Here is a 21,874-nt window from a genome sequence, read left to right on the forward strand (position 1 = left end):
AATGCCTTTTATTTCAAATCTTTAGCATTTTTAACTTTCTGATCTGTTAAAGCAAGAGCTAAAACTTCGCTCATTTCTTTCACGTAATGAAAAGTTAAACCTTCTAAATATTCTGGTTTTATTTCGTCAATATCACTTTTGTTTTCATGACAAAGAATAATCTCTTTAATATTAGCTCTTTTAGCTGCCAATATTTTTTCTTTGATTCCACCTACTGGTAATACTTTTCCACGCAAAGTGATTTCTCCAGTCATTGCAGTATTTTTCTTCACTTTAGTTTGTGTTAATAATGACACTAACGAAGTTAACATTGCAATACCTGCACTTGGTCCATCTTTAGGAGTTGCTCCTTCTGGCACGTGAATATGAATATTATATTTCTGGAACAATTCAGGATTCAATCCTAATTTCTTAGCATTTGCCTTAATATATTCTAAAGCAATTGTAGCCGATTCTTTCATTACAGTTCCTAAATTCCCTGTAATGCTCAAAGAACCTTTTCCTTCAGAAATTAATGATTCTATAAAAAGAATATCTCCACCAACGCTTGTCCAAGCTAATCCCGTTACTACACCAGCAACATCATTGCTTTCGTATTTATCACGCTCTAATCTTGGTACTCCTAATATCTTAACAATATCTTCGTCGGTTACTTTTTTGTTATATTCTTCCTCCATTGCTACCGATTTGGCAGCATTACGGATTACTTGAGCTATTTTATTTTCTAGATTACGAACACCTGATTCTCTTGTGTAACCTTCAACGATTTTTTCTAATTGTTTTTTACCAATTGTTAAATCTTTTGCAGTTAAACCATGAGCCAAAAGTTGTTTTGGAAACAAGTGCTTACGTGCAATTTCTACTTTTTCTTCAATAGTATATCCAGACATTTTAATAACTTCCATTCTGTCTTTCAACGCAGGTTGTATAGCCGACATATTATTAGAAGTTGCAATAAACATTACTTTAGATAAGTCATATCCCATTTCTAGGAAGTTATCATAAAAAGCATTGTTTTGCTCTGGATCTAAAACCTCTAGTAAAGCTGATGATGGATCACCGCTATTACTATTTGATAATTTATCTATTTCGTCTAAAACAAAAACAGGGTTTGAAGTTCCAGCTTTTTTCAAACTCTGAATAATTCTTCCTGGCATTGCTCCAATATACGTTTTTCTGTGTCCACGAATTTCGGCTTCGTCACGTAATCCGCCAAGCGAAATACGTACATATTCTCTACCCAAAGCTTCAGCAACAGATCTTCCTATAGATGTTTTACCAACTCCCGGAGGTCCTGTTAAACATATAATTGGTGATTTCATGTCATTTCGCAATTTTAAAACTGCCAAATGCTCAATCATTCTTTTCTTCACTTCTTCTAAACCAAAATGATCTCTATCTAATACTTTTTGAGCATGTTTTAAATCAAAATTATCTTTAGAGAATGTTCCCCAAGGTAATTCTAAAAACAACTCTAAATAGTTTCTTTGGATACCAAAATCTGGCGATTGCGGATTCATTCTTCGCATTTTAGACAATTCTTTCTCGAAATGTTTTTGCGTTTTCTCGTCCCAAATCTTTTCTTTGGCTTTCTGGCTCATTTCGTCCATTTCTTCCTCTTGCGAAACACCACCCAATTCTTCCTGAATGGTCTTCATTTGCTGATGCAAGAAATATTCACGTTGTTGTTGATCTAAATCAAAACGAACTTTCGATTGTATATCGTTTTTCAGTTCTAATTTTTGCAACTCAACGTTCATGTAACGCAATGTTTCCAGCGCACGATCTTTTAAACCGTTTATAGAAAGTAATCCTTGCTTTTCTTTCACCGATAAATTCATATTCGATGAAACAAAATTGATTAAAAACGATTGACTTTCAATATTTTTAATTGCAAATGTAGCTTCTGATGGGATGCTTGGACTTTCTTTAATAATCTGGATTGCCAATTCTTTTATAGAATCAACAATAGCATTAAACTCCGTATCATTTTTGTCTGGACGCGTTTCTTCAACCTCTTTTACATTTGCAGTAATATAAGGCTCTTCTGAAATTACCTCCGCAATTTCAAAACGTTTTTTTCCTTGTAAAATAACCGTAATATTTCCATCAGGCATTTTCAAGACACGAAGAATTCTCGCAACTGTTCCTACCTTATGAATATCATCTTTGGATGGATCCTCGTCTTCTTCGTTTATCTGAGATACAACTCCGATGATTTTATCACCTGCGTTTGCATCATTTATAAGTTTTATAGATTTATCTCTACCCGCAGAAATAGGAATAACAACTCCTGGAAATAAAACAGTGTTGCGTAAAGGTAAAATTGGTAACGAAAAAGGTAATTCTTCGTTATTCATTTCTTCCTCATCCTCTGGAGTCAATAATGGTATTAATTCGGCTTCAGAATCAAATTCCTGAAGTGACAGATTGTCAATAGTAAGTATTTTATGATTTGACATAGTATAATATAAGTCGTTTTGTCATTAAAAAAATAAACTCAAATCGCAAATTATCGAATAAACTTGCTTAATCTCAAATAAAAGCGCTACAAGAGCTTAATTTATTTGCATAACTATAAAAATAGACAATCATTGTGCCAAAACAAACGCAAGCAACAACTTTGATTTCTAAGAATTGGCAATATAGAAAGTTTCACTTTAAATTAAGGCCTCAAAAAAACTTTTATAAAAAATTTACATTTATTTTTATCCAAAGTGTAACAAACCAAAAAAACCTCCGTCATTAATAAAAACCATTAGACGCTACTTGAATATAACTAACCAAAATATCGAAGAATTAATAACATTGTGCAAACAAAAGAATCAAAAAGCACAATTTGAAGTATACAACAGATACTGTAAAGCCATGTATAATGTTGCGTATCGTATTGTAAAAGACGAACACTATGCTCAAGATGTTATGCAAGAAGCTTTTCTTAAAGCATTCACCAAAATTGATGACTATAAACAAGAAGTCGCTTTTGGAGCTTGGCTCAAGAAAATCGTAATTAATTACAGTATTGATTTTTACAAAAAAAACAATAAGTTTCAAATAGAAGATCTTAGTAAGACTTTATACAAAATAGAAGAAAACGATAGTTTCTTTTCTGAAAATCTAGATTTGGATTCTCTGAAAGTAAAACAGGTCATGGAAGCTATTTTAAGTTTAAAGGATAACTATAGAATGGTTTTGACCTTATTTTATATTGAGGGGTACGATCAAGAAGAAATAAGTGAAATACTTACTATTAGCTATGCCAACTGCCGGACCACATTGAACAGAGCTAAAAACAGTTTAAGAAAAAAATTAGAGGAGATATGAAAAAGGAAAATGACAAATTAGACCAATTATTTGAAAAGTTTGAAAACCAATGGGATATTCAGGAGATGGAAACCCAACATGAAGCAGACTTTTTAAATAAATTAAAGAAAACAAAACCGAAAAAGAATTATACAATTACGTATGCTATTGCAGCTTCGATAGTACTTATGTTGGGAATTTCTATGTTTTTTAATGCAAATCAAAAACCAAAAGAATTAAAATTTGCCTCGCAAGAAACTAAAAGAACCGATTCTATTTTTGGAGCTCTAATTGCCAATGAACTAGAAAAACTTCATGACAAAAAATCTCCCGAAAACGAGCAAATAATTAGCGATGCTCTTAAACAAATGAAAGTTATGGATAATGATTATGCAAAAATCATTACCGAACTAGAAAAAAACGGCGAAAACAAACAGATCATTTACGCTATGATTAGCAATTTACAAACCCGTATTTCATTCTTGCAAAACGTTTTAACTCGTATTGACGAAAATGAAAAATTTAAAAATAGCACCCATGAAAAAACACTATAACTTCCTTATTTTATTACTGATAATTCCTTTTTTAGGATTTGCAAATGATGATGGCTATTCGACAAAACAAAAAACCATCAAGAAAACGTATATCGTTAACTCCGACGCCGGAATTGATATAGATAACAAGTACGGAAATATCTCGGTAACAACTTGGGATGAAGATAAAATAGACATAGAAGTTATCATAAAGGTTTCTGGCAGTAATGAAAAGTGGGTAAACGAAAAATTAAACAGTATTAATGTCGACATTACAGCTCTAAAATCTATGCTTACTGCCATAACAAATATTGGGAGTTCTTCATTAAAAAGCATGGGAAGCAGCAACAATTTTGAGATTAATTATACCCTTAAAATTCCTAAAAATGGAACTGTAAAGCTGAATAATAAATACGGTAACATCACAACAGGAGATTTAGCCTCAACTGCAGATATCTTTTGTAAATATGGCAAAGTAAACCTTGGAAGGTTAAACGGGAATACAAATACAATTCATATAGAATATTGCCAAAACTCAAGTATTAATTATATTAAAAATGGAAATATCGAAGCTAGATACTCAGGGCTCAAAATAAACAGTGCGGGCAAAATCAATCTCGATACTAATTATACTGATATTGTTATGGGTGACAGCCAAAATATTAAATACGATTGCAATTACGGAACATTTAAATTTCAAAAAATGGGTTCTGTCGCAGGAGCAGGAAATTATCTAACTGTTAATATTGGTGAGATTTCTAATATGTTAAGTGTTGATCTTAATTATGGTAATCTGGCTGTAGGAATCATAAACGAAAAAGCGAATAACATAAATGTTACCTCTGGCTACTCGGATGTATCATTAGGATATGACAGTAACTACGCTTTCGACTTTGATATTTCGACAAGATATTCAGGTCTAAAAACAGATTCTTCTATGCAGATTTCTAATAGTGAAGAAAAAAGCAATGCTAAAAAAGTTAGCGGATTCTACAAGAAAAAAGGTCAAAACAAACTTGTTCTTACCTCAAATTACGGAAGCATATTATTAGTAAAAAAACAATAAATCAATAAAATCAATCAAAAAATGAAAAAATCAATCCAATTATTAGTTTGTAGTGTATTCTTTTTAAGTACAGTTGCCAATGCACAATGGTCTAAAGAACGTATCAAGGGAAATGGAAAAGTAGTAACTAATACTCGTTCTACGACTTCTTATGACGAGATTAAAGTAATGGGATCGTTTGATGTCGATCTAGTTGCTGGAAAAGAAGGTTCTATTACAGTAAAAGCCGAAGAAAATTTACAACAATACATTAAAGTTGAAGTTGATGGTAATGTACTTAAAATTTACACCGAGAAAAACAAAAATATTAGTTCTAGCATGGGTAAAAACATTCAAGTAACTGTTCCTTTCGAAAAAATATCTGGTGTTTCACTTTCTGGTTCTGGAGATGTAAGATCTAAGAATATGATTAAATCAGATTCTTTTACAGCTGTGTTGTCTGGTTCTGGAAATTTAGATCTAGATGTTGATGCAGTTACGCTTAACCTTTCTATAAGCGGTTCTGGTGATGCTGTTTTAAAAGGAAATGCTGGAACTTTTACAACTAAATTATCAGGTTCAGGCGATATAGATTCGGATGCATTAAAAGCTAAAAATGTAGATATAACCATTTCTGGATCTGGAGATAGCAAAGTTTTTTGTAGCGAAAACCTAAAAGCAAGAGTTTCTGGTTCTGGTGAAATTCAATATAAAGGAGATCCAAAAACAAAAGATGCTAAAGTAAGCGGTTCGGGAAGTATCTCAAAAGCTTAAATAATTAAAGACATAAAAAAGCAATAATTATTAACTAAAACTCAAAAAAATGAAAAATATAATTATTGCTTTTTTATTAAGCATTAGTTTTTCATGCTCAAGTCAGCCAAAAATAAAGGCACTTAGTGAAAAAGAAATTTTCGCTTCTATAGATAAAAATGCCAATACATTACTAAGAGATTCAAAAGCATATTCGGTTTCTATAGGTGTAGTAAAAGATGGTAAAGTTTATACTAGACATTATGGTGAAATCGACAAAGGGAAAGCAAATAAAGCTACCGATGAAACCTTATTTGAAATAGCATCAACTACAAAAGTATTCACAGGAACTCTCGTTGCTAATGCTGTCTTAGAAAAGAAAATAAAATTAGATGATGACATTCGAAAATATCTAAATGAAGGCTTTCCTAATTTAGAATTTAAAGGAACTCCAATAAAAATCAAAAATCTAATTACTCACAGAAGCGGAATATTAACTCCCTTTCCAGATACTAAAGAAATAAGACAGAAATTTAGTCCTGATAGTTTTCTAGTTCATAAAAACAGGCTTGATAAATCTTATACCAAAACAGATTTCTTTAATGCTTTGAGAAAAGTAAAAGTAGATACCTTACCCGGAACAGCATTTAAATATGGAGCTTTAGGTCCCGAATTATGTGCACATATTCTTGAAAATGTGTACAAAAAAAATTATGAAGACTTATTACATCAAGTAATTTTTGATAAAGCCGGAATGAAAAATACAAAGCTAAAATTAGTTCCTGGTGATGTTCTTGCTAATGGATATAATGCAAGCGGTTTGTTAATGACCAATTTATCAAGCAATCTTTGGGGAGCCTCAAAAATGCTAAAATCGACAATGAGCGATTTAATCAAATTCATAAAATTTGAATTAGACACTACCAATAAAGTTGTAATCGAATCACATCGAAGAATCTATACAAATGGAGATATGGGTTATTTTTGGGAAATTCAAGAACTTAGTAATAAAGATATCTGTTATGCCAAAGATGGTGGCTCTAATGGCACGCAAAACATGCTAAAAATATACCCCGAATATAATTTAGGTTTTATAGTTATTATGAATCAAAGTGATAAAGATTCAGGTACTCACCTAGAAGCCATATCACTAGGTTTATTTACTGACCTAAAACCTATTGGCAAGCAATAAAATGCAAAGAATCTAAGAAAAAAACACCTCCTTAAACTCAATAAAATAAAAATGAGACGGATAATTTACATTTTCCGTCTGGTGTTTTCTTGTGCTCTATCTTTTGGGCAAAAGAGTATTAAATCCTAAAAACGATAATACAAGCAAGTGCTTGTTAAAATTGAAAACAGAATGAATAAATAAATCATCAGCTATAAAGATTAATTAATGTTTCAAACGTCTTCTTTTTAGCTACTAATCAAAAAATATAGAAATCATGAAACAAAAATTACTTTTTCTCATTACTTTTTTAAGTTGTTCCATACTTATTGGACAACCTAATAATCAAAAAAAATTAGATTCTTTAATGAGAGCAGCAAATGAAACTGGAGTATTCAACGGAAATATAATCGTTTCTAAAGAAGGAAAAATCATTTATCTGTCACAATTAGGATATACTGATTACACTAAAAGCAAAAAACTTTGTTACCAATCTTCTATGCCAATTGGTTCTATTAGTAAAGAATTTAGCAGTGTCGCAATACTGTTATTAAAAGAAAAAGGAAAGCTAAAACTAGAGGATAAAATTTCTGATTACTTAACCTATTTACCAGAATGGGCAAATGAAATTCAAATACAACATCTTTTACAATACACTAGCGGTTTACCTAGAATATCAAAAAATACCGATGCTGAATATATTTCGGAATTAAAGAAAATTAAAAAATTAGAATTTACTCCTGGCAAAGGATATATTTATAGCAATGCCAATATATTTCTTCAGCAAGAAATCATAAAGAAAATCATATCTCTTTCTTATCCTGATTTCTTAAAACAATATTTATTTAAACCTTATGATATCGCTGGCGGAAGTATTCCAAAAGATTCCACGCTATCATTAAATATGGCAGGTTCATTTGATAATGATTATAAAGAAACAACTTTTATTCACGGTGGTGGCGAAATGTATTTTACTAATAGCGACTTATTTTACTGGGTTAAAGGTTTGCACGATGGAAAATTAATAAATCAAAATTCTTTAAATATACTTTCGCAAAGTTTTGATACAAACGCTGAATCCAGTTTAGGAAATGTAGTTATAAAAAAAGGAAAGATTCAGGAACATTCTCATCAAGGATCAGGAAACAATTATGAATCCTTTATTCTTTACAGAAATGAAGATGATATAATCATATCCATGATAACTAATAATCAGAATTTTAAACTTCCTGAAATTGCTAAGTCAATCCTGAATATTCTAGACAATAAACCATTCACTGTACCTAAAAAATCTATTTACTTAAACATTATAGGTAAATTATTTGATAATTACGATTCGGGTATTACATTTTACAATCATATTAAATCAAAAGAAAAAGATAAATATGATTTCTCGAATGAAACTTCAGATTTAGTTAATACTGGCAAATACCTCATGAGAAGAGATAAATATGATGATGCTATCAAAATATTTACGCTAAGTGCTACAACTATAGACCTTTCTAATTTAAATAAAAATTCAAATACATATACTTTAATTGGAGAATGTTATTTGAAAAATAAAAACAAAGAAATGGCAAAGGTTTTCTATAAAAAAGCCTTAGAACTAGATTCAACTAACAAAATAGCTGAAGATATGTTAGTAGAAATTTCAAACAAATAATTTTTACTTCGCCACAATATGAGTTAATTGTGGCGAAGTAATTATCATATAATCAAACTTTACTCTTTTACGGAGTTACTTTTAGGTATTCTTCTTAATAGAAAAATAGCCACCACAAAAAAGATTCCTAGTATTACAATAGCTGCACGCGGACTTCCGGTTATTTGATCAATTATACCGTAAACACACATTCCGATTACAATTCCGACTTTTTCAGCCACATCATAAAAACTAAAAAACGAAGCTGTATCTTCTGTCTCTGGCAATAGTTTAGAATATGTAGAACGTGATAAAGCCTGAATTCCTCCCATTACAAACCCTGCCATCGTTGCCATTACATAAAAATGTATTGGTAATGTAATAAAAAAGACAAGTACACAAAAAACTGCCCAAATAATATTAATTACGATTAAGGTTGGGATATTACCAAATTTTGCTGAAGCTCTCGAAGTTAAAACAGCTCCAACAACAGCAACTAATTGTATCAATAAAATACAAATAATTAAACCAGAAGTACTTTCTTCTTTAGATGCCCATTGAATCTCCTGTGCACCAAAATAAGTAGCTACAAGCATTACCGTTTGTACTGCCATACTCGAAACAAAAAAACCACCTAAATATCTTCGTAACGGAATATTCTGTTTTAATAATGCCCAAACTTTCTTTAATTCTTTAAACCCATTAAAAACAACAGATTTAGTTAATTTCTCTCCTTTTTCTTTGCTCCCTTTCGGTAAATAATAATAGGTATACTGACTAAATAATATCCACCAAACCCCTACCATCAAAAAAGAATAACGCATGGCTTTCATAGCTGCCTCACCATCTGTTCCTGTGATTCCAAAAAGTTTAGGTTTCATAATCATAGCCAAATTAAGAACCAACAAAATAACACTACCTATATATCCTAAAGAATATCCTTTGGCACTAATTTTATCTTGTTGCTCTACAAAAGCGATATCTGGTAAGTATGAATTATAAAATACTAAACTTCCCCAATATCCTAATAATCCCAGAAAATAAAATGCTAATCCTACGTATATATTCTCAAGGTTAAACCAATATAAACCCATACAAGATAAAGCCCCCATATAGCAAAAGAACTTCATGAATGATTTTTTATCTCCCACATAATCCGCAATTCCTGATAATAACGGAGAAATAAAAGAAACGACCAAAAATGCTAATGCTGTTATAAAACTAATCAACGCCGAATTTTTAAGATTCATTCCGAAAACATGAATGTAATGATCACGTTCTGAAAACAATGCTTCGTAAAATATTGGAAATACTGCCGACGCTATAGTAAGAGTATAAACAGAGTTAGCCCAATCATAAAATGCCCAAGCATTTAATAATTTCTTATCTCCTTTTGGTAAGTTTTTCATAAAATTAGTTTTGTTAATAGGCTGCGAATTTATCTATTTATTATTTGTAATTAAATACATTTTCGAAAAAACAATGTATTAATAACATGATGCACTTAAAATTTTATCGTTTTAAGAACTCAAAAAACAGTTCTATTTTCTAAAACAAAACCGATGCTAATTAATTGCTAATTATAGTCTTATTTGAACACTTTAATAATCTTTTGGGGTAATTACAGCGTGTACATCACAATATTTTTGTTCTAATCTTAAAAAAATAAACTATGAAAAAAGTACTGTACTTATTTATTGCCGGTTTTATCACACTAACATCATGTTCCAGTGATAATGATTTGGGCAAAGACCTATCCGCTACTGCGAATGATCCTAGTAGAGTGATTAATACGTCTGGATCTGCTGACGGGGTAACTTATAAGCTTCAAGACTTAGCTATAAACCCTGATTTGACAAAACTTTCTTCTGAAAATGCAACTATTACTAGTTCTGCAACAGATATGGAAAAAGGTAAATTCGAAGTTGAAACTTCATCTTCTGAAATGAGCGAAAAACTTATCTCAGGAAATTTAATTTACTTAACTTCTGACAGCGGTAAAGTATATTTCAGAAAAATTTCTAATGTTATTAAAAACAACAATAGCTATTCATTAGAAACAACCGAAGCTTATATCGGAGATTTATTTCAAGGAGGTTCTATTGAGCTGTCGATGGATGTACAAGAAAATGAAAAAGCCTTAAGATCTAAAAAAACTTCATTGCTTACAGCAAAAGGAAACTACGACAATAGTTTCACTTATGATATTTTCAATAACATTACTGAATATAAATCTAACGGATTCAATATGAGTCCAAATACTTCAGTAAATTCAGTTCTTAGCATGAAAATAGGATTCGGAAAGTCTAAATTACTTCCTAACGAAATAGAAGTGTATTATCAAATTAACAGTGCTATCAACCCATATTTTAACTTTGCTGGAGCTGTAAACAAAAAATATACTTATAACCTAATCGATAATGTTCCTGCTAATATTTTAGACTTACTTAAAAAAGTATCAATAGATGTTACTATTCCTGCTGGAGATCTTTTAGGAGATATTCCTGCAAAAATAAGTATTGACGAAATTGCTTTCCCAATGGAAGTTGAAGCTAACTTATCAAAAAGTTCACATTTTGCTATTAACTCTAACGGAATATTCAAAATAGGATTTGCTTATTATAATGGTATCCCTGGAAAAAAGAGTCATTTTATCTATGAAAATACTATCACAAATTCAAAAATTACCGAAGGTGATTTAGCAGGAGAAGTTAGTACGGATATGAAAATATCAATCAAACCTAAAATTCAATTATTAGATTCTAATATTTTAGATGTAAAAGGAAATATAGTATTTGGAATAAACAGCTTTACTATCGGAAACGGAAGTTTATCTCAACCATCTGCTTTTGCTTCTACAGGAAATTTCTATTCTTCAGGAACTTTCTCTTTTGGAGCTTTGGGATTAACAGTTTATACTACAGAATTATTTAAAGAAAACAAACAATTGTGGAATACTGGAAGTTTTGCTAAAACTATGACTGTATCTAATTTCAGATCTGTTAAAACTTCTTCATTACCTTGTAGTGGTCTTTATTCTTATGGTTTTGATGTTACTTTAGATTACAAATACCCTATTACTGGTAAAACACTTTCTTCTGGTAACTTAGAAGTAACTTATGATGTTTATTCAGATACAGGAACTGTATTAGAAACTGCAAAAAAAGTAACGGTTGCTGCAAAGGATATCACTGCTAATAGTTTTAAATTTAACCTTTGTATTCCATTCAGAAAAATTAACATTCTTAGTGTTGCAAAAACAAGTAATATTAAAAACATTACTATCAAAGATGCAAATGGTTACATCGCTACTGGAGTAATTAATCCTGCTACAAATAGCATATACCCACAAATGACTGTTACTAAATAACACTCAAAATAGGTGCTAAATAAAAAAGATTGACTTTAAAAGGTCAATCTTTTTTTTGTTCTTATAAATAGCGAATCTATTTTGAACACGAAGTTCACAAACCAATTAGCGTCAATTCGTGAAATTCGTGTTTATTTTTTTATCTATCTAATCGCAACTCAAGCCTAGAAAAATTTTACTTAATAATCCCAACTTTAAGTGCTGTAGCTTTAGCTTCCGGAATTAATGCATTTAAATTAGCAATTCTGGTAGCATCAGACGGGTGTGTACTCAAAAACTCTGGCGTTTGTCCTGAAGATTGAGCCGACATTCTTTTCCAGAAAGCAATAGATTCATCTGGATTATATCCTGCAATTGCCATAAGTGTTAATCCGATTTTATCAGCTTCGCTTTCGTTATTTCGGCTAAATGGCAACATCACTCCTACTTGCGAGCCTATTCCATAATATTTCTGCCACATTTCTTGTTTGTCTGCACTCTGGCTACCTGTTACCGCAGCAACTCCTACTGCACCTAATTGCTGTAATTGAGCAGCACTCATACGTTGTGCTCCATGATTAGCCAAAGCATGCGAAACCTCATGCCCAAGAACTGTTGCTAAACCAGCATCATCTTTAGTAACTGGTAAAATACCCGAATACACTACAATTTTACCTCCTGGCATACACCAGGCATTCACTTCTTTATTATCTACTAGTTTATATTCCCAGCGATAATCTTTAAGATATTGCGATTGCCCTAAATAAGTTAGATACTTCTCGGCAGCTGCTTTAATCTTCATCCCAACAGCTTCAACTCGTTTAGCATCGGCAGTACCTGTAATTACTTTATTTTCTTTTATAAAAGTATTATACTGCTGAAACGAAGATGGAAATAACTCACTATTAGAAACAAAATTAAGACTCTTTTTTCCTGTAACAGGATTTACTGCACATGAATACACTGAAGCTATAGTGAATATTCCCAACAATAATTTATTTCTCATGACTTTTATATTTTATGACACACAAAAATACGATTATTCTAAATTTATTTTTTACACAATTCGCTTAAAAAATATCATAATTAGATTATTATGCTATACTATCGTACTTATTAAATTCTAACTTATCAATACATTTTATTAATTATGTTACTTTTATATTTTTAAAATTTGAGTTATAACAAAAGCTCCTTAAAAACATATTATAATGTCTAAAAAAAAGCCTAGTCCTACAGAGTCATTAAAAGTTCCTCAATTTATAATATTTACAGGCAAACTTCTTAATTTTATTTCGCCTAAACTGGCTACATCTTATGCGGTAAAACTCTTTATAACTCCAATAAAACACAAAGTTCCAAAAAGAGAACTAGAAATGGATCATAAAAGCATCCAGAATACATTACAAGTTCCTGCAATTAACAAAGAAATAGTTGTTTACCAGTTTGGCAAAAGCCAAAAAAAGATTTTATTGGTTCATGGTTGGTCAGGTCGTGGTACACAATTATTTAAGATTGCCGATGAACTACTCAAGCTTGGTTATGAAACCATAAGTTTTGATGCTCCTGCTCACGGAAAATCTCCTGGAAAAACTACTCACATGGTCGATTTTATTGCTTCAATTTTAGAGATTGAAAAACAATACGGACCTTTTGAAGCCGCAGTAGGACATTCATTAGGTGGTATGTCTGTACTAAATGCTATAAAACAGGGATTAAATATTAATCGAGCAGTTATTATTGGCAGTGGTGATATTGTTCAGGATATTGTCGATGATTTCGTTGCTAAACTAGAATTAAAGCCAGAAATAAGCATTCGTTTACGTGATTATTTTGAAGAAAAACATAACATAAAAATGAATGATTTCTCGGCATATGTAGCTGCTGCCGATGTACATATTCCTATCTTGGTTATTCATGATAAAGATGATCCTGAAGTTTCTGTAAAAGCAGGTATTCATATTAATGAGCATTTAAAAAATGGTACGTTAATATTAACCGAAGGATTAGGGCATCGCAAAATTTTGGGTAATAACAATGTTATTAATAAAACTGTACAATTTATCGAACATAAGTAACTAATTTTGTTAGTCTTACTTTTTGATAAAATAAATTAAAATAAAAACACATGAAATATCCAATCGAAAAAACAGAACAAGAATGGAGAGAACAACTTGGTAATGATCGTTATCATGTGCTTCGCCAAAAAGGAACTGAACGCCCGCATACTGGAGAATACAATCTTCATTTCGAGAAAGGTGTTTATTGTTGTGGTGCTTGTAATGAACCTTTATTCGAAAGCAATTCAAAATTTGATGCGCATTGCGGATGGCCTTCATTTGATGAATCGATTCCCGGAAAAGTTGAATATATCACAGATACGAGTCATGGCATGAAACGAACTGAAATTTTATGTGCCAATTGCGGAAGTCATTTAGGACATGTATTTAATGATGGTCCAACTGAAACTGGACAACGCTATTGTGTAAATTCTCTATCGATAGATTTTAAAGACAAATAGTCATGGACTTATTTGGAGATTCCCAAAATTGGAAAGAAAATCTAGAACCGCTACTAGCGAAATATAAAGGGCGAAAACATCCTTTGGATTATAAAAACACCTATCAATTACTTGTAATGGTGGTATTGTCGGCACAAGATTCTGATGCAAATATCAATACAATTGCGCCTACATTCTTTGCAAAATATTCAAATATACAAAGTCTTGCTGCAACAAATCTAGAAGAACTTTTTACTGACATTAGCAAAGTTAGAAACTACAGAACAAAAGCTGAATGGTTAATAGAAATTGCAAATACACTTAAAAAGGATGAAAACATCCCGATGACAATGAAGGATTTAGTTGCTTTAAAAGGCATTGGTAGAAAGTCTGCAAATGTAATTTTGAGAGAATCAAACAAACCTGCTGAAGGAATAATTGCTGATTTACACGTTATACGAGTTGCTCCAAGAATTGGATTAACAAAAGAATCTAAAGATGGTAATAAAGTCGAAAAAGAATTAATGCAGGTTTTACCAAAAGATATCTGGGGAGAAATAGGAATGGCAATATCATTTTTAGGAAGAGAAATTTGCCGCCCTAAACCAAAATGCAATGAATGTTTGATTAATCCACATTGCAATTATTACCTCAGTTTAAAATAATCACCTCCTCTTATAAATTAAAGAAGACGCACTGCGGTGCGTCTCTACAGAGTGCGTCACTACAAAGCATAAAAAAACCGAGATATGAATCTCGGTTTTTTTATGCTTGTAAAATAATATTACATTTTTGCTTTCAATGCTTTGTATTCAGCAGTCATTTCAAGTGCGCTGTAAACATTTAAAAGAGTCTTAGAAATATCCTCGTTTTTAGGATCTAACTCAGAAGCTTTTTTAAGGTAAGGAATTGTGCTTTTGAAAAGGTTATTTCTTTTAGCTTTCAATTCATCATAACGCTTCATATCTTTTGCAGATGTTCCAAGCTTGTTCATTTCATCAATTATAGGTTTTTCGTCCTCTAATTTTAATGCAGCTAGGTTAATATAAGCATTAGTATAATCAGGTTTAATTTCGATTACTTTATTGTAATATTTCTCAGCATCAGCTGGGTTTTTAGCATTTCCGCTAAGTACTCCTAAGTTAAAAAGTAAATCAGCATCGTTTGGATTGTTTTTCAAAACCTCACCGATTAATTTTTTATACGTATCGTAATCTTTAGTTTCTAAGTATAAATTTGCCTCTGTTAAGATTAATGAAGAATCTTCTGGATTTGCAGCTCTAGCTTCTGCTACTGCTTTTTTAGCTTCTTCAATTTTACCACTTTGAACTAAGATAAGAGTAATGTTTTTGTAAATCTCACCTCTTTTAGATGGAGAAACTTCTACTCTTGGTTTTTCATGAGTTCCAATTTTAACAGCAAGATCTCTTTCACTTGCAGTATTAAATGCATTTTCTTCTCCTGAAGCTTTATTTGTTGCCAAGTAAGCTGTTCCTTTTCCTGAATAGTTCAGTTTTTTTAACTCTTCGTACAAAGGTAAAGCAGCTGTATAATCTCCAGCATTTACATAAGTAGAAGCAGCATAATACAAGTTGATAGTATCTTTTTTGTCTAGCAAATAAGCATCATATATCTTTTTTGCACCATCAGCATTTTTATTAGCTTTTGAATCTGCTATAGCTCCGTTAATCAATCTTCCTTTAATATCAGTGATTGAAGCAGCAGCTTGAGTTGAATATTTAACTTTTCCTGAAGTTTTTTCTGTATCTATTAATGTTTTATATGCATCTGCAGCAAGTAAAAGATATTTACCTTCTTCTACTCCTTTTTTTGCCATATCTAAATAAGCATTTCCTTTTACAAAATAATATTGAGCTTGCTCGCTATCTTTTGCATTTACAATTAGGTAATCTGCTGCATCTAGAATAGTAATAGCCGATTTAGAATCGCCATTTTTCAATGCTTTTTCAGCGTCTTTAATTTGATCTTTTTGAGCAAAAGTAGCTACCGATATCAATAATGCTGACGCTAGTATTACATATTTACTTTTCATAATTCTAATTTTTGATTTATTTAAATTGTTTGTTGGGTTCTTATTTTTTATTCTTCAGACTCTTCCTCTTCTTCTGAATCGTCTTCGTCCTCAACATCATCTTCGTCTTCATCATCGTCTTCAACAGTACCATCATCTTCAAGAACTTCTGAATCTGGTTTTACTCTTTCGATAACACTCTCGATAACATTACCATCTTCGTCAACAATAACTTCTGCAACATCGTCTTTCATTACTTTTGTAACTGCTGCGATAGAATCTTTACCTTTAAGGTTAATTAATCGAACACCTTGCGTTGCACGACCCATTACACGTAAATCTTCAATGGCCATTCTAATTGTTAATCCAGATTTATTGATAATCATTAAATCATCAGCATCTGTAACAGCATTAATAGAGATCAGTTTTCCTGTTTTTTCGGTAATGTTAAGAGTTTTTACTCCTTTACCTCCACGGTTGGTAATTCTGTAAACATCTTCTCCATCATCATCAACTAATTTAGTACGTTTTCCGTATCCATTTTCAGTTACAACAAGAATTTGCGAATCGTTAACGTTGTCTTTATCAACAGTAACCATTCCAATTACTTCATCAGTTTCGTCTTTTAATGTAATTCCACGAACTCCTGAAGCTGTTCTTCCCATCGGACGAGTCTTAGTTTCTTCAAAACGAACTAATTTACCAGATTTAACAGCCAAGATAATTTGACTTTCTCCGTTAGTTAATTTTGCTTCAAGTAACTCATCTCCTTCTTTAATTGTAATTGCAGCTACACCATTTACTCTAGGTTTAGAATATTTCTCTAAAGATGTTTTCTTAACCTGTCCTTGTTTAGTAACCATTACAAGGTTATGACTATTGATATAATCTTTGTCTTTTAAGTCTTGTGTACAAATGAAAGCTTTTACTTTATCATCACTTTCAATGTTTACTAAGTTTTGGATAGCTCTACCTTTGGCAGTTTTACTTCCTTCTGGAATCTCGTAAACACGCATCCAGAAACATTTTCCTTTTTGCGTAAAGAACATCATATATTGGTGGTTGGTCGCTACGAACATATGCTCAAGGAAATCCTGATCTCTTGTTCCAGCACTTTTTTGTCCAACTCCACCTCTATTTTGTGTTTTGTATTCTGTTAAGTTTGTACGTTTAATATAACCCGCATGCGAAATTGTAATTACAACATTCTCATCGGCAATTAAATCTTCGATACTTACATCTCCTCCTGAATACTCAATTAATGAACGACGCGCATCTCCGTATTTATCACGGATTTCGATAAGCTCTTCTTTAATCAAATTAGTTCTTAACTCTACATCTGCTAATAATGCTTTCAAATGCTCGATTAATTTCATTAACTCTTCGTATTCTGCTCTTAACTTGTCTTGTTCCAGACCTGTTAACTGACGTAAACGCATCTCAACAATAGCACGAGCCTGAATATCTGACAAACTAAATCTTTCGATCAATTTCTCACGAGCTTCTTCAGTATTTTTCGAACCTCTAATGATTGCAATTACTTCATCAATATTATCAGAAGCAATGATTAAACCTTCTAAGATATGTGCTCTTTCTTCTGCTTTACGCAATTCAAAACGAGTTCTACGAACTACAACATCGTGACGGTGCTCAATAAAATAATGAATCATATCTTTTAGATTCAACATTTGTGGGCGACCTTTTACTAATGCAATGTTATTTACACTAAAAGATGATTGTAATGATGTAAATTTATATAAGGTATTCAAAACTACGTTTGGCGTAGCGTCACGTTTCAGGATATAAACGATACGCATACCGTTTCTGTCAGATTCGTCACGGATATTTGCAATACCGTCAATTTTCTTATCGTTAACTAAATCAGCCGTACGTTTAATCATTTCGGCTTTGTTAACCTGATATGGAATCTCGGTAACAATAATACATTCTCTACCATCTACTTCTTCAAAACCAACTTTAGCACGCATTACAATACGTCCTCTACCAGTTTTAAAAGCTTCACGAACACCTTCGTATCCATATATTATACCTCCTGTTGGAAAATCGGGAGCTTTAATATGAGTAATTAATTCGTCAATTTCAATATCGTTATTATCAAGATATGCTAATGTACCATTGATAACCTCAGTTAAGTTGTGTGGTGGCATATTAGTTGCCATACCAACTGCAATACCTGTTGCTCCGTTTACTAATAAAGTAGGAACTCTTGTAGGCATTACTTTTGGCTCATATAATGTATCGTCAAAGTTTAATTGAAAATCAACTGTTTCTTTTTCGATATCTGCCATAATATCTTCAGATATCTTGCGCATTCTAGCCTCCGTATAACGCATTGCTGCAGGACTGTCTCCATCGACAGAACCAAAGTTACCTTGACCATCTACTAATAAATAACGCATACTCCATTCCTGTGCCATACGAACCATTGCATCATAAACAGATGTATCTCCGTGTGGGTGATACTTACCCAGAACCTCCCCTACGATTCTCGCAGATTTCTTGTGGGCAGATTTTGAAGTTACTCCTAAGTCATACATTCCGTAAAGAACTCTTCGATGCACTGGTTTCAAACCATCTCTAACATCAGGAAGAGCTCTCGATACAATAACCGACATCGAATAATCGATGTAAGCTGATTTCATTTCATCCTCTATGTTAATAGGAATTAACTTTTCTCCTTCAGACATAAGTTGTTATATTAAAAAATTATATTAGTTTCAAAACGTGCCAATATACGCCTTTTTGAAATTTTTGAGGGTATTTTCCCCTACTTATTTCAATGATTTATTAACAACTTTATTTTGCATTTTAGTTAATAATTTAAATCTTATTTAACTCATTTATTATTATTTTTTTCGTCCCTTAGCTGACATGAGTTTCTAATGGGTATGGTTTTTGTTTTTCATACACTAATTCACTAAATTTACAATACTAATTATATATTATGGATGATAATTTTTCACCAAGAGTAAAAGATGTTATTACCTACAGTAAAGAAGAAGCCTTAAGATTGGGTCACGACTTTATTGGTACTGAACATTTGATGCTAGGCATTTTAAGGGATGGAAACGGAAAAGCCATTCATATATTAAATAACCTAGCAGTCGATTTAGAGCATTTACGTAGGAAGGTCGAAATACTGAGCCCTGCCAATCTTAGTGCCGAAGTTAATGTAGAGAAAAAAAACCTGCACCTCACACGTCAAGCAGAGAGAGCGCTAAAGACTACATTTCTAGAAGCCAAAGTATTCCAGAGTTCATCTATTAGTACGGCACACTTGCTTTTATGCATCTTACGAAACGAAAACGATCCAACAACCAAGCTATTGAATAAACTAAAAATAGATTATGATATAGCTAAAGAACAATACTTAAATATGACTCCAAGCGAAGAAGAATTTTTAGAAAACTTGCCAAGAAACGAATCATATAATGATGATTCAGGACAAGATGACAGTCTTAAAGAAGGAAGTTTTAATAATCCAGCCAATAAGTCCAATAAAAAATCAAAAACACCTGTTTTAGATAATTTTGGGAGAGATTTAACAGAAATGGCAGAGGAAGGAAAACTAGATCCTGTTGTAGGACGTGAGAAAGAAATTGAACGCGTTTCGCAAATTTTAAGCCGTAGAAAAAAGAACAACCCTTTATTAATCGGTGAACCTGGAGTAGGAAAATCTGCTATTGCCGAAGGACTAGCCTTGCGTATTGTACAGAAAAAAGTATCCCGTATCTTATTTCACAAACGTGTAGTTACCCTAGACTTAGCAAGCCTTGTAGCAGGAACCAAATATCGTGGTCAGTTTGAAGAACGAATGAAAGCTGTAATGAATGAGTTAGAAAAAAATGATGATATCATCCTTTTTATCGACGAAATTCATACTATCGTTGGTGCTGGAGGTGCAACTGGATCTCTAGATGCTTCGAATATGTTTAAACCTGCCTTATCAAGAGGAGAAATCCAATGTATTGGAGCAACTACTCTTGACGAATACAGACAATATATAGAGAAAGACGGTGCTTTAGAAAGACGTTTCCAGAAAGTAATTGTAGAACCAACATCTGTTGAAGAAACAATTGCAATCTTAAATAACATTAAAGACAAATACGAAGATCACCATAATGTAACCTATACGCCAGAAGCAATTGAAGCTTGTGTAAAATTAACAAACCGATATATGTCGGAGCGTTTCTTGCCAGACAAAGCGATTGATGCTCTTGACGAAGCTGGTTCTCGCGTACACATTACCAACATTGATGTTCCAAAACAAATTTTAGATTTAGAACGACAACTAGAGGAAGTACGTGAACTGAAAAACGTAGTTGTTAAAAAACAAAAATATGAAGAAGCAGCTAAACTTCGTGATGATGAAAAACGCATCGAAAAAGAATTAGCTGTAGCTCAAGAACAATGGGAAGAAGATTCTAAAAGTAATCGAATCCTTGTAACCGAAGATAATGTTGCCGATGTAGTGTCTATGATGACAGGAATTCCTGTAAACAGAATTGCACAAACAGAAAGCAACAAATTGGCTAAATTACCTGAATTAATTCAAGATAAAGTAATTGGTCAAAACGAAGCTGTTTTAAAAATTGCTCGTTCTATCCAACGTAACAGAGCTGGTCTTAAAGATCCGAACAGACCTATTGGATCATTCATTTTCTTAGGACAAACTGGTGTAGGTAAAACACAACTAGCAAAGGTTCTAGCAAAAGAATTATTCGATTCTGAAGATGCTTTAATACGTATTGACATGAGCGAATACATGGAGAAATTTGCTATTTCTCGTTTAGTTGGAGCGCCTCCGGGATATGTAGGATACGAAGAAGGTGGACAATTGACTGAAAAAGTTCGTAGAAAACCTTATTGTGTAGTACTTCTAGATGAGATAGAAAAAGCACATCCAGATGTATTCAACATGATGCTACAAGTACTTGATGATGGATATTTAACTGATAGTTTAGGTCGAAAAATTGACTTTAAAAACACTATAATTATCATGACTTCAAATGTTGGAGCAAGACAATTAAAAGATTTTGGTCAGGGAGTAGGATTCGGAACTGCTGCAAAAGTAGCTCAGGCCGATGAAAATTCTAAAAGCATTATCGAAAACGCCTTGAAAAAAACATTCGCACCAGAATTCTTAAACAGAATTGATGATGTAATTGTATTCAACAGTTTAGAGAAAAGCGATATTGATTTGATTATCGAAATCGAACTTAAAAAACTATACTTACGTGTAGAAGAGTTAGGTTACAAATTAAATCTTACTGATAAAGCCAAAGCGTTTATTGCAGACAAAGGTTTCGACAAGCAATTTGGAGCAAGACCGTTAAAAAGAGCGATTCAGAAATACGTTGAAGATATATTAGCAGAAGAAATAATTACTTCTAAAATTACTTCGGGCGATGAAATCTTAATTGATTTAAACGAAGAGTCTCAAGAACTTACTGTTGATGTTCATAAAGCAGAAGAACCAACAAATCAATAATATAATTTATTTTTTATAACAAAATCTAAACCCG

At 32.1% G+C, this 21,874-nt stretch carries 16 protein-coding genes; 11 read left to right on the top strand and 5 right to left on the bottom strand.

The window, feature by feature from the left end; all coding sequences use genetic code 11:
• Positions 1–8 precede the first annotated feature (8 nt).
• Positions 9–2,462, bottom strand: a complete 2,454-nt coding sequence (gene lon, locus IW20_RS21280; protein WP_035627279.1) for an endopeptidase La — start codon at positions 2,460–2,462, stop codon at positions 9–11.
• A gap of 307 nt (positions 2,463–2,769) precedes the next feature.
• Between lon and IW20_RS21285 the strand changes: the two genes are divergently transcribed.
• The 6 genes from IW20_RS21285 to IW20_RS21310 all read left to right on the top strand — a co-directional run bounded on the left by IW20_RS21285 (position 2,770) and on the right by IW20_RS21310 (position 8,468).
• Complete coding sequence (locus IW20_RS21285) at positions 2,770–3,324, top strand: RNA polymerase sigma factor (protein ID WP_035627285.1); 555 nt, start codon at positions 2,770–2,772, stop codon at positions 3,322–3,324.
• Positions 3,321–3,857, top strand: a complete 537-nt coding sequence (locus IW20_RS21290; RefSeq protein WP_035627287.1) for a hypothetical protein — start codon at positions 3,321–3,323, stop codon at positions 3,855–3,857. Before IW20_RS21285 ends, IW20_RS21290 begins: the two co-directional genes overlap by 4 nt.
• Positions 3,841–4,902: a DUF4097 family beta strand repeat-containing protein gene (locus tag IW20_RS21295; RefSeq protein WP_035627343.1), complete on the top strand. Its 1,062-nt coding sequence runs from the start codon at positions 3,841–3,843 to the stop codon at positions 4,900–4,902. The genes IW20_RS21290 and IW20_RS21295 overlap by 17 nt, the downstream gene beginning before the upstream one ends.
• A gap of 21 nt (positions 4,903–4,923) precedes the next feature.
• Positions 4,924–5,655, top strand: coding sequence for a head GIN domain-containing protein (locus tag IW20_RS21300; protein ID WP_035627289.1), 732 nt, complete (start codon positions 4,924–4,926; stop codon positions 5,653–5,655).
• Positions 5,656–5,704: 49 nt separating this feature from the next.
• On the top strand, positions 5,705–6,826 hold the full coding sequence (locus IW20_RS21305) for a serine hydrolase domain-containing protein (protein WP_051886089.1): 1,122 nt from the start codon (positions 5,705–5,707) through the stop codon (positions 6,824–6,826).
• 256 nt (positions 6,827–7,082) lie between these two features.
• On the top strand, positions 7,083–8,468 hold the full coding sequence (locus tag IW20_RS21310) for a serine hydrolase (RefSeq protein WP_051886091.1): 1,386 nt from the start codon (positions 7,083–7,085) through the stop codon (positions 8,466–8,468).
• 59 nt (positions 8,469–8,527) lie between these two features.
• Here IW20_RS21310 and IW20_RS21315 read toward each other — a convergent pair whose 3' ends face one another.
• Positions 8,528–9,856, bottom strand: a complete 1,329-nt coding sequence (locus tag IW20_RS21315) for an MFS transporter (protein ID WP_035627291.1) — start codon at positions 9,854–9,856, stop codon at positions 8,528–8,530.
• A 263-nt stretch (positions 9,857–10,119) separates the two neighbouring features.
• Between IW20_RS21315 and IW20_RS21320 the strand changes: the two genes are divergently transcribed.
• Positions 10,120–11,817 carry a hypothetical protein gene (locus tag IW20_RS21320; RefSeq protein ID WP_035627293.1) on the top strand — a complete coding sequence of 566 codons (1,698 nt, stop codon included), beginning with the start codon at positions 10,120–10,122 and terminating at the stop codon, positions 11,815–11,817.
• Between the two features lie 175 nt (positions 11,818–11,992).
• Here IW20_RS21320 and IW20_RS21325 read toward each other — a convergent pair whose 3' ends face one another.
• The gene (locus tag IW20_RS21325) at positions 11,993–12,802 is read right to left on the bottom strand and encodes a M48 family metallopeptidase (protein ID WP_035627296.1); all 810 of its coding nucleotides are present in this window, start codon (positions 12,800–12,802) and stop codon (positions 11,993–11,995) included.
• Between the two features lie 205 nt (positions 12,803–13,007).
• Between IW20_RS21325 and IW20_RS21330 the strand changes: the two genes are divergently transcribed.
• Genes IW20_RS21330 through IW20_RS21340 form a run of 3 tightly spaced genes read left to right on the top strand, consistent with a single transcriptional unit; the run spans position 13,008 to position 14,961 of the window.
• Entirely contained in the window at positions 13,008–13,874 is an 867-nt protein-coding gene (locus IW20_RS21330) for an alpha/beta hydrolase (RefSeq protein ID WP_035627299.1), read from the top strand.
• 50 nt (positions 13,875–13,924) lie between these two features.
• Positions 13,925–14,317 (top strand): peptide-methionine (R)-S-oxide reductase MsrB, encoded by a 393-nt coding sequence (gene msrB, locus IW20_RS21335; protein ID WP_035627301.1) that lies wholly within the window; start codon positions 13,925–13,927, stop codon positions 14,315–14,317.
• Positions 14,318–14,319: 2 nt separating this feature from the next.
• Positions 14,320–14,961 carry an endonuclease III domain-containing protein gene (locus IW20_RS21340; protein ID WP_035627305.1) on the top strand — a complete coding sequence of 214 codons (642 nt, stop codon included), beginning with the start codon at positions 14,320–14,322 and terminating at the stop codon, positions 14,959–14,961.
• A 119-nt stretch (positions 14,962–15,080) separates the two neighbouring features.
• On the opposite strand, the gene IW20_RS21345 is transcribed toward IW20_RS21340, so the two are convergent.
• Both IW20_RS21345 and gyrA read right to left on the bottom strand, forming a co-directional pair.
• Entirely contained in the window at positions 15,081–16,349 is a 1,269-nt protein-coding gene (locus IW20_RS21345) for a tetratricopeptide repeat protein (RefSeq protein ID WP_035627307.1), read from the bottom strand.
• Positions 16,350–16,396: 47 nt separating this feature from the next.
• Positions 16,397–19,036, bottom strand: coding sequence for a DNA gyrase subunit A (gyrA, locus tag IW20_RS21350; RefSeq protein WP_035627311.1), 2,640 nt, complete (start codon positions 19,034–19,036; stop codon positions 16,397–16,399).
• A gap of 257 nt (positions 19,037–19,293) precedes the next feature.
• Between gyrA and IW20_RS21355 the strand changes: the two genes are divergently transcribed.
• Positions 19,294–21,840, top strand: coding sequence for an ATP-dependent Clp protease ATP-binding subunit (locus IW20_RS21355; RefSeq protein ID WP_035627314.1), 2,547 nt, complete (start codon positions 19,294–19,296; stop codon positions 21,838–21,840).
• The last annotated feature ends 34 nt before the right edge of the window (positions 21,841–21,874 follow it).

This window comes from Flavobacterium hydatis (genome assembly GCF_000737695.1).
Lineage (GTDB): Bacteria > Bacteroidota > Bacteroidia > Flavobacteriales > Flavobacteriaceae > Flavobacterium > Flavobacterium hydatis.

Bases quoted from the DNA above. Each gene is read 5' to 3' on its own strand.
- lon (WP_035627279.1), bottom strand. From the start codon at position 2,462: ATGTCAAATCATAAAATACTTACTATTGACAATCTGTCACTTCAGGAA.
- msrB (WP_035627301.1), top strand. From the start codon at position 13,925: ATGAAATATCCAATCGAAAAAACAGAACAAGAATGGAGAGAACAACTT.
- IW20_RS21320 (WP_035627293.1), top strand. From the start codon at position 10,120: ATGAAAAAAGTACTGTACTTATTTATTGCCGGTTTTATCACACTAACA.
- gyrA (WP_035627311.1), bottom strand. From the start codon at position 19,036: ATGTCTGAAGGAGAAAAGTTAATTCCTATTAACATAGAGGATGAAATG.
- IW20_RS21355 (WP_035627314.1), top strand. From the start codon at position 19,294: ATGGATGATAATTTTTCACCAAGAGTAAAAGATGTTATTACCTACAGT.
- IW20_RS21300 (WP_035627289.1), top strand. From the start codon at position 4,924: ATGAAAAAATCAATCCAATTATTAGTTTGTAGTGTATTCTTTTTAAGT.
- IW20_RS21345 (WP_035627307.1), bottom strand. From the start codon at position 16,349: ATGAAAAGTAAATATGTAATACTAGCGTCAGCATTATTGATATCGGTA.
- IW20_RS21290 (WP_035627287.1), top strand. From the start codon at position 3,321: ATGAAAAAGGAAAATGACAAATTAGACCAATTATTTGAAAAGTTTGAA.
- IW20_RS21315 (WP_035627291.1), bottom strand. From the start codon at position 9,856: ATGAAAAACTTACCAAAAGGAGATAAGAAATTATTAAATGCTTGGGCA.
- IW20_RS21310 (WP_051886091.1), top strand. From the start codon at position 7,083: ATGAAACAAAAATTACTTTTTCTCATTACTTTTTTAAGTTGTTCCATA.
- IW20_RS21295 (WP_035627343.1), top strand. From the start codon at position 3,841: ATGAAAAAACACTATAACTTCCTTATTTTATTACTGATAATTCCTTTT.
- IW20_RS21330 (WP_035627299.1), top strand. From the start codon at position 13,008: ATGTCTAAAAAAAAGCCTAGTCCTACAGAGTCATTAAAAGTTCCTCAA.
- IW20_RS21305 (WP_051886089.1), top strand. From the start codon at position 5,705: ATGAAAAATATAATTATTGCTTTTTTATTAAGCATTAGTTTTTCATGC.
- IW20_RS21325 (WP_035627296.1), bottom strand. From the start codon at position 12,802: ATGAGAAATAAATTATTGTTGGGAATATTCACTATAGCTTCAGTGTAT.
- IW20_RS21340 (WP_035627305.1), top strand. From the start codon at position 14,320: ATGGACTTATTTGGAGATTCCCAAAATTGGAAAGAAAATCTAGAACCG.